This window comes from Plantactinospora sp. BC1, assembly GCF_003030345.1.
In the GTDB taxonomy this organism is placed as follows: Bacteria; Actinomycetota; Actinomycetes; order Mycobacteriales; family Micromonosporaceae; genus Plantactinospora.
In genome coordinates this window covers 3,810,345-3,822,664 of the sequence record NZ_CP028158.1, presented here as the reverse complement: position 1 = coordinate 3,822,664, position 12,320 = coordinate 3,810,345, and the positions used below count along the sequence as shown (strand labels likewise).

The 12,320-nt window shown below is 73.8% G+C and carries 11 protein-coding genes; 9 read left to right on the top strand and 2 right to left on the bottom strand.

Going from position 1 to position 12,320, the window contains the following annotated elements:
- Window positions 1-250 precede the first annotated feature (250 nt).
- The 6 genes from C6361_RS16515 (at window position 251) to mutM (ending at window position 4,697) form a co-directional block, all read left to right on the top strand.
- Window positions 251-748, top strand: coding sequence for a hypothetical protein (locus tag C6361_RS16515; RefSeq protein WP_107258419.1), 498 nt, complete (start codon window positions 251-253; stop codon window positions 746-748).
- A 128-nt stretch (window positions 749-876) separates the two neighbouring features.
- A complete protein-coding gene (locus tag C6361_RS16510) occupies window positions 877-1,440 on the top strand; it encodes a DUF177 domain-containing protein (RefSeq protein WP_107258420.1) in 564 nt (187 codons plus the stop codon).
- 8 nt (window positions 1,441-1,448) lie between these two features.
- On the top strand, window positions 1,449-1,622 hold the full coding sequence (rpmF, locus tag C6361_RS16505; protein ID WP_089254967.1) for a 50S ribosomal protein L32: 174 nt from the start codon (window positions 1,449-1,451) through the stop codon (window positions 1,620-1,622).
- Between the two features lie 117 nt (window positions 1,623-1,739).
- Entirely contained in the window at window positions 1,740-2,717 is a 978-nt protein-coding gene (locus tag C6361_RS16500) for a phosphate acyltransferase PlsX (RefSeq protein ID WP_107268263.1), read from the top strand.
- A 184-nt stretch (window positions 2,718-2,901) separates the two neighbouring features.
- The gene (rnc, locus tag C6361_RS16495) at window positions 2,902-3,822 is read left to right on the top strand and encodes a ribonuclease III (protein ID WP_234359526.1); all 921 of its coding nucleotides are present in this window, start codon (window positions 2,902-2,904) and stop codon (window positions 3,820-3,822) included.
- An 11-nt stretch (window positions 3,823-3,833) separates the two neighbouring features.
- Entirely contained in the window at window positions 3,834-4,697 is an 864-nt protein-coding gene (mutM, locus tag C6361_RS16490) for a bifunctional DNA-formamidopyrimidine glycosylase/DNA-(apurinic or apyrimidinic site) lyase (RefSeq protein WP_107268262.1), read from the top strand.
- Between the two features lie 44 nt (window positions 4,698-4,741).
- On the opposite strand, the gene C6361_RS16485 is transcribed toward mutM, so the two are convergent.
- Together C6361_RS16485 and C6361_RS16480 are read right to left on the bottom strand one after the other, a co-directional pair.
- Window positions 4,742-5,566 carry an endo alpha-1,4 polygalactosaminidase gene (locus C6361_RS16485; RefSeq protein ID WP_234359525.1) on the bottom strand — a complete coding sequence of 275 codons (825 nt, stop codon included), beginning with the start codon at window positions 5,564-5,566 and terminating at the stop codon, window positions 4,742-4,744.
- 151 nt (window positions 5,567-5,717) lie between these two features.
- Complete coding sequence (locus C6361_RS16480; RefSeq protein ID WP_107268260.1) at window positions 5,718-7,091, bottom strand: CAP domain-containing protein; 1,374 nt, start codon at window positions 7,089-7,091, stop codon at window positions 5,718-5,720.
- Window positions 7,092-7,507: 416 nt separating this feature from the next.
- Between C6361_RS16480 and C6361_RS16475 the strand changes: the two genes are divergently transcribed.
- From C6361_RS16475 to C6361_RS16465, 3 genes are all read left to right on the top strand, one after another.
- Window positions 7,508-7,702 (top strand): hypothetical protein, encoded by a 195-nt coding sequence (locus tag C6361_RS16475; protein WP_101370286.1) that lies wholly within the window; start codon window positions 7,508-7,510, stop codon window positions 7,700-7,702.
- A gap of 416 nt (window positions 7,703-8,118) precedes the next feature.
- Window positions 8,119-11,697: a chromosome segregation protein SMC gene (smc, locus tag C6361_RS16470; protein ID WP_107268259.1), complete on the top strand. Its 3,579-nt coding sequence runs from the start codon at window positions 8,119-8,121 to the stop codon at window positions 11,695-11,697.
- Window positions 11,697-12,317, top strand: coding sequence for an HAD-IA family hydrolase (locus C6361_RS16465; protein ID WP_107268258.1), 621 nt, complete (start codon window positions 11,697-11,699; stop codon window positions 12,315-12,317). Before smc ends, C6361_RS16465 begins: the two co-directional genes overlap by 1 nt.
- The last annotated feature ends 3 nt before the right edge of the window (window positions 12,318-12,320 follow it).

The following is a 12,320-nucleotide window of genomic DNA, read 5'->3' as shown; positions in this document are numbered from 1 at the left end:
GGCCGCGCCCGTCCCGGGCGCCGGCCGACACCGGCCCCGCCGGTGAGAAGGCCCGCCGGTGGAGAAGCCGCCGCCGGTGGGAAACCGGCGACGACCGCGCTCCGGCCCAGCTCCGCAAGCCCTGCGACGCGCCGGTCCCGGGTCGATCGCCGGTCGGGTACGGACCGCACCGCATCATTGGTTGAGCAGTAATCCGGTCCGACGCCCCATCATGTATGTCGACCGAAGTAACGACGGGAGTGAGGTACCGGTGGACCCGCTCGATCGCATAGACGAGATCATCGGCATGGTGGAGACGGCGCGATCCGTCCCGATGTCCCGCAACAACGCCATGGTCGACCGCGCCGAGATGATCGGCGCCCTTGAGGAACTGCGTGTCGAGCTGCCTGTCGAACTGCGCCGGGCGGCGGCGCTGCTGGAAGAGCGCGACAAGATCATGGACGCCGGCAAGCGCGAGGCGGACCGGATCATCAGCGAGGGTGAGGCGGAGCACGCCCGGCTGGTCTCGGTCAACGAGATCACCGTCTCCGCCGAGCACGAGGGCGCCCGGATCATCGCCGAGGCCAGGGCCGAGGCCCAGCGGCTACGCGAGGAGGTCGACGACTACGTCGACACCGCGCTGGCCAACTTCGAGCAGTTCCTGACCCGGGCACTCGCCTCGATCGAGCGCGGCCGGGACAAGATGCACGCGCTGCGCGAGATCGGCACGTTCGTGGGGGAGGAAAACGAGCGGCCCCTGCCGTTCTGAGCGTAGTGTCCGGATCGTCGGGGCGGGCTGTCGTACCCTCGCGGGTCGGTCGGCTCGCCCCGGTTCGACGCTAAGCCCCCTGCTCAGGTAACCTGTTTCGTCGGCCCCGCACAGGCCGGAGTCTGATTATGCCCAAACATCTGCCGACCCATCTCAACCCCAGGTCGCCGCTGGTCCTCGACACGAGGGAGCTGCCGCGCCGACCTGGAGTGTTGCGTGCGGTCAGTCGGACGGTGGCGGCACCGGCGGACCTCGGCGTGGAGCTGATCGGCGTGCCGGAGGGCGCGGACCTGAACCTCGATCTGAGGCTCGAGTCGGTGTCCGAGGGCGTGCTCGTCTCCGGGACCGTCACCGGTCCGATCAAGGGCGAGTGCGGCCGTTGCCTGCGCCCGATCACGGACTCGCTGGTCGTCACGATCCAGGAGCTGTACGCCTACGAGCACAGCACCACGGACGAGACGACCGACGAGGACGAGGTCGGCCGGATGCAGGGCGACCTGATCGACCTGGAACCGGCACTGCGGGACGCGGTGGTGCTCGCACTGCCGACCAACCCGGTGTGCCGGGAGGACTGCCCAGGACTGTGCCCCGAGTGTGGGGTGCATTGGGACGAGCTGCCGGCTGAGCACAGCCACCAGCAGGTCGACCCGCGCTGGGCGGGCCTGTCGCAACTGACCCGTCAAGAGGAGTAGGAAGAACCGTGGCCGTCCCCAAGCGCAAGATGTCGCGCAGCAACACCCGGTCCCGCCGGGCGCAGTGGAAGACCACGGCGGTCGCGACCGTGGCCTGCCCGCAGTGCAAGTCGCCGAAGCTGCCGCACGCGGCCTGCAGCGTCTGCGGCACCTACAACGGCCGCCAGGTCATCGAGGTCTGACCTCCTGGACACCGAGTGACGCCACCGACCTCCGGTCGGACGGCGCACCCGCCCTGGCGACAGCCCGGTGCACCGGCTCCCGCCGACGCCGACCGAGAATGGACGGCCGGCGTTCCCGTGGAGCCGGGCACCGTGCGGATCGCCGTCGACCTCCTCGGCGGGGACGAAGCTCCCGCCGTCGTGGTTGACGGCGCTCTGCGGGCGTTCCGCGCTGATCCCGACCTGCGTCTCCTGCTCGTCGGCCCCGTCGAGGTGGCCGACGAGCTGATCGCCGCGCTCGACCCGGCCGACCGGGACCGGGTCGCCGTCCGGCCCGTCCGTGACGCCGTCGCGATGAACGGGGACGTCACCGCGATCGTTCGCTCCGACAACACCATCAAGGCCGCGGTGGCGGCCGTGGTCTCCGGCGCCGCCGACGCGGTCGTCTCGGCCGGGTCGACCGGGGCGACCGTCACCGCCGCCGTGCTCGGCTTCGGCCGCTGGCCCGGCGTACGCAGACCGGCGCTGGTCGCCACCCTGCCCGCCCTGGACGGTCCGGTGGTGCTGCTCGACGTCGGCGGCTCCCTGGAGGCCCGGGCGGCCACCCTGGCCCGGCACGCCGTACTCGGCGCGGCCTATGCGGCGGTCACCCACGGGGTACCGCGGCCCCGGGTGGGACTGCTCTCGATCGGTACCGAGCCGGGCAAGGGCGACCGGATCCGCCGGGCGGCCGACCCCGTCCTGGCCGAGCAGGACCTGCCGGCCGGCGCCCGCTACGTCGGGCTGGTCGAGGGGTACGACGTGGCGTTCGGCAACCGCGCCGACGTCGTCGTCACCGACGGGTTCACCGGAAACATCCTGCTCAAGGGCATCGAGGGCGCGTACGCGATGGCCGGCGGCCCGCCCGCCAACGGCGGCCCGCCCCGGGCGGCCACCCTGCTCGGGGTCTCCGGTGCCGTGGTGGTCTGTCACGGTGCCGCCCGGGACGACGACGTCGCCTCGGGCATCGCGCTCGCCGCCCACCTGCACCGCCGCCGGACCATCCCGGCGGTCTCCGCGCTGCTGGCCGAGTCCACCGCGACCGGTCGGGTCACCGACGCCGAGGTGACGGCATGAGCGCAGACCTCAGCCAGCGCGCACACATCAGCCAGCGCACCGCCAGCCAGCGCACCGCCGGGCCCCGGCACGTCCACCGGCGGGGCGGGGGAGACGGCGCGGGCGAGCGCAACGAGCGCAACGAGCGAATCAGCCAGCCCAGCCGCCCGGGTCGTGGCGGTGGCGGGCGAAGCGAGGAGACGGCATGACGAAGGACAAGCGGCGGCGGCCACCGACCACGCATCTGGAGGCGGCGTTCGGGGTCGCCCTCGACCCGGAACTGCTGGAGCGGGCCCTCACCCACCGGTCGTTCGCCTACGAGAACGGCGGCCTGCCGACCAACGAGCGGCTGGAGTTCCTCGGCGACTCGGTGCTCGGCGTGGTGATCACCACGGCGCTGTTCCACAACCATCCGGACCTGCCCGAGGGGCAGTTGGCGAAGCTGCGGGCCAGCGTGGTCAACATGCGGGCGCTGGCCGACGTCGCCCGGCGGCTCGGCCCGGGCGGTCTGGGGCCGTACCTGCTGCTGGGCAAGGGCGAGGAGAGCACCGGCGGCCGGGACAAGGCGAGCATCCTCGCCGACACCCTGGAGGCGCTGCTCGGCGCGATCTACCTCCAGTACGGCCTCGACACGGTCGCCATCGTCATCCACCGGCTCTTCGACCCGCTGATGGCGGAGTCGGCCGGCCGGGGTGCCGCGCTGGACTGGAAGACCAGCCTCCAGGAGTTGACCGCCGCGCTCGGGCTGGGCGTCCCGGAGTACCGGATCGACGAGGCCGGTCCGGACCACGCCAAGACCTTCACCGCCTGGGTGGTGGTGGCCGGCCGCAAGTACGGCGGGGCCGACGGCCGCAGCAAGAAGGAGGCCGAGCAGCGGGCCGCCGAGGCCGCCTGGCGGACCCTCTCCGAACAGCAGAACGAACCCGCCACTGCCACCGCTGCCGAAGCCCCCGCCGCCCCTGTCGTCCCCGCGGTCGACGGCACCGGACCGAGGGTCGACGGGGCCGGACCGGCGGTCGACGGGGCCGGGTCGACGGCCGACGGGGCCGGGAGGACAGCCGACGGGGCCGGATCGACGGCCGACGGGGCCGGGCCGGTCGTCGGGGCCGACGCCGTCGGGAACTGAAGGGGTGGTACATGCCTGAGCTGCCCGAGGTGGAGACGGTCCGGGAGGGACTGTCCCGCTGGGTCACCGGTCGACGGATCGCGGCCGTCGAGGTACGCCATCCGCGCGCCGTACGCCGGCACCTGCCCGGCGCCGCGCACTTCGCCGCGGTACTCGTCGGACGGACGATCCTGGCGGCCCGGCGGCGCGGCAAATACCTGTGGCTGCCGCTGGACAGCGGTGACGCGGTCGTGGGACACCTCGGGATGTCCGGCCAGCTCCTGGTCCGGCCCACCGAGGCGGCCGACGAGATCCACCTGCGGATCCGGTTCACCTTCGACGACGGCGGCACCGACCTGCGCTTCGTCGACCAGCGCACCTTCGGCGGGCTCGCGGTCTCGGAGGGCGGGGCCACCCTGCCGGCCGAGATCGCGCACATCGCCCGGGACCCGATGGATCCGGAGTTCTCCGACACCGCCTTCGTGGCCGCGCTGCGGCGACGGCGGACCGAGGTGAAACGGGCGCTGCTCGACCAGACCCTGATCTCGGGGGTCGGCAACATCTACGCCGACGAGGCGCTGTGGCGGGCCGGCCTGCACGGCGCCCGACCCACGGAGACGCTCACCGGGCCGGCGGTCACCCGGCTGCTCGGCCACGTCCGGGACGTGCTCGGCGAGGCGATCAAAGAGGGCGGCACCAGCTTCGACGCGCTCTACGTCAACGTCAACGGCGAGAGTGGCTACTTCGACCGCGAACTGAACGTGTACGGCCGGGAGGGGCTGCCCTGCCGCCGCTGCGGCACGCCGATCCGCCGCGAGGCGTTCATGAACCGGTCGTCGTTCAGTTGCCCCCGCTGCCAGACCCGGCCCCGGGCGGCGGCGCGGCCGACCCGCTGAGGTTCGGCCGGTCCGCCGCCGGGCGTGGTGCCAGAGCCGGGCGGTCAGGGCGGGCAGACGTCCCGGCGTACCCCGAGGTCACGGTCCTTGCGGATCGAGGTGAGCCCGTAGCCGACCGAGGTGGCGCAGAACTCGGCGGTCGAGCCCTGGTACTCGACGTGGAACACCGGCTTGCCGGCCTCGGTGAACGGCACCAGCCGGGCACACTCGGTACGCCGGACGCACTCCTCGTTGACCGCGAAGTCGAAGTACGGCTCCAGCGCGAGTACCTGGTCGATGTCGCCGGCGAGCCCCGGGGCGAGGTGCGCCCGCCGGGCCAGCTCGGCGACCCGCCGGTTGAAGCCGAGCTGGTCGTCGAAGGTCAGCGGAAAGCCGGACCGGTGCGCGTAGCCGTCCATCCCGACCGGCAGTACGCCGACGAAACCCTTGCCCCGGCAGAGCCGGAACCGGTCGGCGAGTACCGGTTCGAGAGCCGACCACTGCCGGATGTCCAGCCACCGGCCGCGCGGAGCACCCGAGGGCTGGCCGGGCAGCCGGGCCGGCGCACCGAGCAGGGTGGCCGGAAACCTCCCCGCGTCGGGCCGGGACTCCTGGTAGATCCCGACCTCGACGTGGCAGACCAGGCGCCGCCCCTCCGCCCGCAGCCGTCGGGTGGCCTCCAACGACATCCGGAAGCCGTCGAGCACGTACACCTGGGCGTCGACGGTGGGATCGAGCTGACCGCTGACCTGCCACTGCCAGCTCGGCGTGGGCCCACCCGGCCACGGTGGCACCGGGGCGGACCGGTCCGGTGGGAGCCGACATCCCGCTACCGGCGTCAGCAGCGCGACCGCGAGGATCAGGCCGGCGAGCCGGCGTACCCCGGGCACCTCATCGAGCAGCGCGGAACACGGCTGCGCACCCCCTCGTACCGGCCAACGAGCCAGCCGGCGGGTCGGGCACGGCAGCGGTCGGGAGGTGTCGGCGGAGCCGTCGGCTCAGGCAGTCGGGCGCGGCAGCCCTCCCGTCGGGGCGAACGGCTCAGGCGACCGCGCCGAACACCTGGGTCCAGTAGAGCCGGCCGTCGGCCCCGGTGGCCACCCCGACCCCCATCGCCTTCGCGTCGCAGTTGAGGATGTTCGCCCGGTGCCCGGAGCTGTTCATCCAGCCGTCCATCACGGCGGCGGCGTTCTGGTAACCCATGGCGACGTTCTCACCGATCGGTCGGTCGTAGCCGGCCCGGCGGGCACGTTCGACGAAGTCGCTGCCGTCGCTGCCGGTGTGCGACATGTTGGTGTGCTCGCCCTGGTCCTGGCTGTGCAGCCGAGCCGCCTCGGCCAGGTCGTTGTTGATCACCACCGTGCCGCAGCCGTTGGCCGTGCGCTCCTGGTTGACGATCGCGAGTACCTGCGCCTCCTGGCTGCTGCCGGCGGCGCCGGCCCCGGATCCCGACCGGGCCGGCGTACGCCGCGCGGCCGGGCTGGTCGTCCTGGGCGGCTTCGGCTTGGTCGTGGTGGCCCTGGGCTTCGGGGCCGGCCGGGTGGCGGTCGCGGTCGGCGCCGGAGCGCCGGTCGGCTCGGCGGCTCCGGTCGGGTCCGGTGTCGCCGGATCCGTGGCCTCCTCGGGGCCGGCGGCCTCGACCGCCGGCTGGCCGCCCCGGTTGCCGGCCGGCGCGTCGGCCAGGCTCGGCGGCAGCAGGGCCGCACCGACGCCGAAGACGCCGAGCAGCGCGGTCACCGCGACGCCCAGGCCGACCGGGCCACGCAGCGGGGTCGGCCGGCGGTGCCGGCCGGAGCTGCCCCGGTCGGCGTCGCGCCGGTCGGAGGGTCCGCCGTCGAGCTGGCGGTCGCCGGAGCGCGCCCGGCGGCCCGGGACGGCATCGGCGTTCCGGCCCAGCTCGAACGCGCCGAGGTCGGCCGGCTCGTCCGCCCAGCGTGCCGCGGCCTGCTGCCGCCGCCCGGTCGGTTCGTCCACCCGGTCGAGCCCGGCCCGTCGCCAGCGTTCGGTGACCCCGTCCACCCAGCCCGCTTCGCCGGGCTCCGGGCCCCGGGCCGGCTCGTCGCTCCAGCCGGTGTCGTGGGCTGCCGCTTCGTGCCAGCCCGTGTCACGGGCCGCCTCTTCGCTCCAGGCGTTGTCGCGGGCCGGTTCCCCGCTCCAGCCGTTGCCCCGGGTCGGCTCCTCGCTCCAGTCGGCTCCGGCGGAGGGCGCCGGATCATCCGGCTCGTCGGCCCAGCGGGCGTCGCCGTACTGATCGTCGGGGTCGTCGACCCGGCCAGCCTCTGCGGGATGCCGGGACGACCGGTACCGGTCGTCCGGATGACCGGCGCGGGCGGCCGGGTAGGCAGCACCGTTGTCGGGCCGGCCGGGCCAGTCGCCGCCGTCCTCCCAGTCGGTCTGCTCGTTCCACCCCTGCACGCTGCGCCTCCATTGCTGCCGGATTCCGGTTATCGCCTGGTCGCTGACCGTGCGGACGCTACGCGGGCCCGCCAGCGGGGGGCAACGTGGCTAAGGAAGATATAAGGGGGGACCCGCCGGTGGGATCGTGCGGTTGGCCAGGGCCGACGCCCACCGGGACATCGACGACAGATAGACTCTCGTCGTCCGGACAGCGACCTGGTTCGCGCCTGCGCGGCAAGCCCTCGCCGAGCGAGTGGTTGACAGCACAGCTGCCGTGTGCCCGGGGAAACTTGACTCAGCCGGGACATCGGCACACTATGTAAGTGTCGCCAGTCGCGCCCGACCATGCCTGCGTTTTCCTGCGGGCAGGTAGTCGCGTACGAGTTGGGCGCGCGTTGGCCGGCCTTTCCGGCAGCGCATTACAAGGAGACGATATGGCGAAGGCCCTCTACGGCCACGTTGGTGCGGCGCCTGACCGGCGCCTCCTCGACGAGGTCACCCGACTGCGTGCCAGGGTTCAGGCACTGGAGTTCGAGACGACGCGGTTGCGTGCCGAGAACGATCGGCTCGCTGCGGCGGTCGCCGAGGCAGACGACCTGCTGCGGCTGGCCGAGCCCGCGCTGACCTGAGCTCAGGGCGTCGGGCAACCGGCGCCCCGCCTGACAACTGAATCGCACCAGAAAAAGCGCGCCGACACATCTTGTGGCGGCGCGCAGTTCTGTTCCCGGGCCCGTCTGTTCCGGCCCGTCTGTTCCCGGGCACGCCGCGGAGCCCGGCTCCGGGGCCGTCGGTGCGCTGTCCGGCCGGTGGGCTCCGGTGATCCGATACGCTGGTCGGCGCGTGCCGCGTCGCGCAGGACGACCGCCTCCGGGTTACCCTGCGGGTTGACCAGGCTCCCACCGCCGGGGGCAAGCAGTCTCCGCCCGAGTCCGGGGGCGCGGCCGAGCGGCCGACGACCCGGTCACCGGCGGTGCCGGACCGGGAGCGGGACGGACCGGGAAGCGCTGAGTCTGCCCGGCGGTCGCGCCGGACGAGGATCGGAAACGTGTATCTCAAGAGCCTGACGGTGAAGGGCTTCAAGTCCTTCGCCTCCAGCACGACCTTCAAGCTGGAGCCGGGGATCACCTGCGTGGTGGGCCCGAACGGCTCGGGCAAGTCGAACGTCGTCGACGCGATCGCCTGGGTGCTCGGCGAGCACAGCGCGAAGGCGCTGCGTGGCGGCAAGATGGAGGACGTGATCTTCGCCGGTACCGCCGGCCGGGCGCCACTGGGACGGGCCGAGGTCACCCTGACGATCGACAACACCGACGGCGCGCTGCCGATCGACTACACGGAGGTGTCGATCACCCGCCGGATGTTCCGCTCCGGCGAGAGCGAATACGAGATCAACGGCGACTCATGCCGGCTCCTCGACATCCAGGAACTCCTCTCCGACTCCGGGATCGGCCGGGAGATGCACGTCATCGTCGGGCAGGGCCAGCTCGACGCCGTACTGCACGCGAAGCCGGAGGACCGGCGGGCCTTCATCGAGGAGGCGGCCGGGGTACTCAAGCATCGCAAGCGCAAGGAGAAGGCGCTGCGCAAGCTCGACGCGATGCAGGTCAACCTGAACCGGCTGACCGACCTCACCGCCGAACTGCGCCGTCAGCTCAAGCCGCTGGGCCGACAGGCCGAGGTGGCCCGGCGGGCGCAGGGGATCCAGGCCGACCTGCGGGACGCCCGACTGCGGCTGCTCGCCGACGACCTGGCCACGCTCCGCTCGACCCTGGACAAGGAGATCGCCGACGAGGCGGCCCTGCGGCAGCGGCGCGAGCAGGTCGAGGCGGAGCACGCCGAGGTGCAGTCCCGGCTCGCGGAGCTGGAGGAGGCGCTCGCCGAGGACGCTCCGCTGCTGGCCAGGGCCCAGGAGACCTGGTACAAGCTCTCCGCCCTCACCGAGCGGTTCCGCTCCACCGAGCAGCTGGCCCGGGAGCGGCTGCGGCACCTGAGTACCACCCCGGACGACGAGCGCCCCGGCCGCGACCCCGACCGGCTCGAAGCCGAGGCCGAGGAGGTCCGCGCGCACGAGGAGGAGTTGCGCGCCGCCCTCACCGAGGACCAGATCCGGCTGGCCGAGGCGGTGGAGAGCCGCCAGCAGCTCGAACGCCAGCTCGCCGAGGCGGAACGCGCACTCGTCGCGGCGGCGAAGGCGATCGCGGACCGGCGGGAGGGGCTGGCCAAGCTGACCGGGCAGGTCAACTCGGCGCGGGCGCGTACCGGATCGGCGGCCGAGGAGATCGAACGGCTCGCCGCCGCGCACGCCGACGCCCAACTGCGGGCCGAGGCGACCCAGGCCGAGCTGGACGCCGTCGCCGAACAGTCCTCCGAGGCGGACCGGGACAACGCCGAGCTGGACACCCGGCACGCCGAGGCGGTCGCCGCGCAGGAGGAGGCGGCGGCCCGGGTGCGTACCCTCTCCGACGCCGAACGGGCGGCGGAGAAGGACGCGGCGAGCTGGAAGGCCCGGGAAGAGGCGCTGGCGATGGGGCTGCGCCGCAAGGACGGCGCCGGAGCGCTGCTGGCCCGCGCCGACCAGGTGCCGGGGCTGCTGGGCAGCCTGGCCGGGCTGCTGACCGTCGCGCCCGGACACGAGGCCGCGCTCGCCGCCGCGCTCGGCTCGCTCGCCGACGCGGTCGCGGTGGCCGGGGTCGACGAGGCGGCCGAGGCGATGCGGTGGCTGAAGATCCAGGACGCCGGCCGGGCCGAGCTGCTGGTCGGCGGGCAGGCCGGACCGGGCATGATCGGCTCGCCGGACGCGCTCCGCCCCGCGCTGCCGGACGGGGCACGGTGGGCGCCGGACCTGGTCGGCTGCCCTGACGGGGTACGCCCGGCGGTGCACCGGGCGCTGCGCGACGTCGTACTCGTCGACACCCTCGACGACGCGACCAAGCTGGTGGCCGGCAACCCCGAACTGCGGGCGGTGACCGCCGACGGCGACGTGGTCGGCGGCTACGCGGCGGCCGGCGGCTCGGCCAAGGCGCCGAGCTTCCTGGAGGTGCAGGCCGCGGTCGAGGAGGCCCGGGCCAACCGGCTCACCGCCGAGCAGACCATCGCCGAGCTGCGCGAACAGCTCGGCGAGGCCCGCGAGGAGGTGGCGGAGCGCAAGCAGGAGGTGGCTGCCGCCGCCGCGGTGAAGCGGGACGCGGAGGGGCAGCGCAACGCCGCCGCCCGCCGGCTCGCCGAGCTGGGCGCCGCCGCCCGCTCCGCCAAGGCCGAGATGGAGCGGCTCGCCGAGTCGCGCAGCCGCGCCGAGCAGGCCCGGGAGCGGGACCTCGCCGGCCTGGCCGAGCTGGAGGAGCGGCTCCGGCTCGCCGAGGCGACCCCGATCGACGCCGACCCGTCCACCGAGGAGCGGGACGAGCTGGCGGCGTACCTGCCGCAGGCCCGGCAGAACGAGATGGAGGTCCGGCTCGCGGTGCGTACCGCCGAGGAGCGGGTCGCCTCGATCGCCGGCCGGGCCGACTCGCTGGCCCGGCAGGCCGCCGCCGAACGGGCCGCCCGGGAGCGGGCCGCCGCACGGCGGGCCGCCCGGGCCCGGGGTGCCGGCATCGCCCGGGCCGTCGAGTTCGGCGCCCGGGAGGCGCTGACCCGGCTCGCCGTCTCGCTGGCCACCGCCGAGCAGACCCGGGACGAGGTCGCGGCGGCCCGGTCCGCCCGGGAGGCCGAGCTTCAGGAGGTACGCGGCGCGGCGAAGCGGCTCGGCGCCGACCTGGAGCGGCTGACCAGTGCGGTACACCGGGACGAGGTGGCCCGGGCCGAGCAGCGGCTCCGGATCGAGCAGTTGGAGGCGAGGGCGGCCGAGGACTTCGGGCTGGACGTGGAGACGCTGGTCGCCGAGTACGGTCCGCAGCAGCCGGTCCCGCCCAGCCAGGCCGAGATCGCCGCCGCCGAACGCGACGACCGGCCGGTGCCGGAGCCGGTACCGTTCGAGCGGCCGGTGCAGGAGAAGCGGGCCGCCAAGGCGGAACGCGAGCTGGCCCTGCTCGGCAAGGTCAACCCGCTGGCCCTGGAGGAGTTCGCCGCCCTGGAGGAGCGCTACAAGTTCCTCTCCGAGCAGCTCGAAGACCTCAAGGCGACCCGCAAGGACCTGCTCACCGTGGTCAAGGACGTGGACGACCGGATCCTGGAGGTCTTCGCCAGCGCCTACCACGACACCGCCCGGGAGTTCGAGCAGGTCTTCACGGTGCTCTTCCCCGGCGGCGAGGGGCGGTTGGTGCTCACCGACCCGGAGGACCTGCTCACCACCGGCGTCGAGGTCGAGGCCCGGCCGCCGGGCAAGAAGATCAAGCGGCTCTCGCTGCTCTCCGGCGGCGAGCGGTCGCTGACCGCCGTCGCCATGCTGGTGGCGATCTTCCGGGCCCGGCCCAGCCCGTTCTACATCATGGACGAGGTCGAGGCGGCGTTGGACGACGTCAACCTCGGCCGGCTGATCACCCTGATGGCGCAGCTGCGGGAGAAGAGCCAGTTGATCGTCGTCACCCACCAGAAGCGGACGATGGAGGTGGCCGACGCCTTGTACGGCGTGACCATGCGCAGCGGCGTGACCCAGGTGATCAGCCAGCGGCTCAGCAACGAGGAGGACTGATGCCCCGGGAACGGGCGACCGCCCTGCTGGTGGACCTCGACGGGGTGTTGCGGCGGTGGGATCCGGAGACCAGTGCCGCCGTCGAGCGCCGGTACGGGCTGCCGGCCGGTGCGCTCTACGACACCGCGATGCGGTGGTCGCTGCTGCAACCGGCGGTGACCGGGCAGCTCAGTCACGCCGAATGGCTGGCCGGGATCGTCGACGCGCTCGCCGAGCCGGCCGGTGGGCCGGACCGGGCGCGGGCGGCCGTGGACGAGTGGCAGGCCGACCGGGGCACGGTGGACCAGGAGGTCCTCGACTTCGTCCGCCAGGTGCGGGCTGCCGGGATCCGGGTCGGGCTGGCCACGAACGCCACCGACCTGCTCGACGCCGACCTGGCACTGCTCGGCCTGACCGACGAGGTCGACGTGGTGGTCAACTCCTCGAAGCTGGGCGTGCCCAAGCCGGCCAAGGAGTACTTCCAGCAGGCGTGTCTGGCCATCGGCGCCCCGCCGGCCCAGGTGCTCTTCGTCGACGACTCGGACCGGTCGGTGCGGGGGGCCCGGGTGGCCGGGCTGTCTGCGTACCGGTGGAGCGGGCCGGCGGATCTGCGCTACCTGCGCGCCGCGCTGGCGTACTGAGCG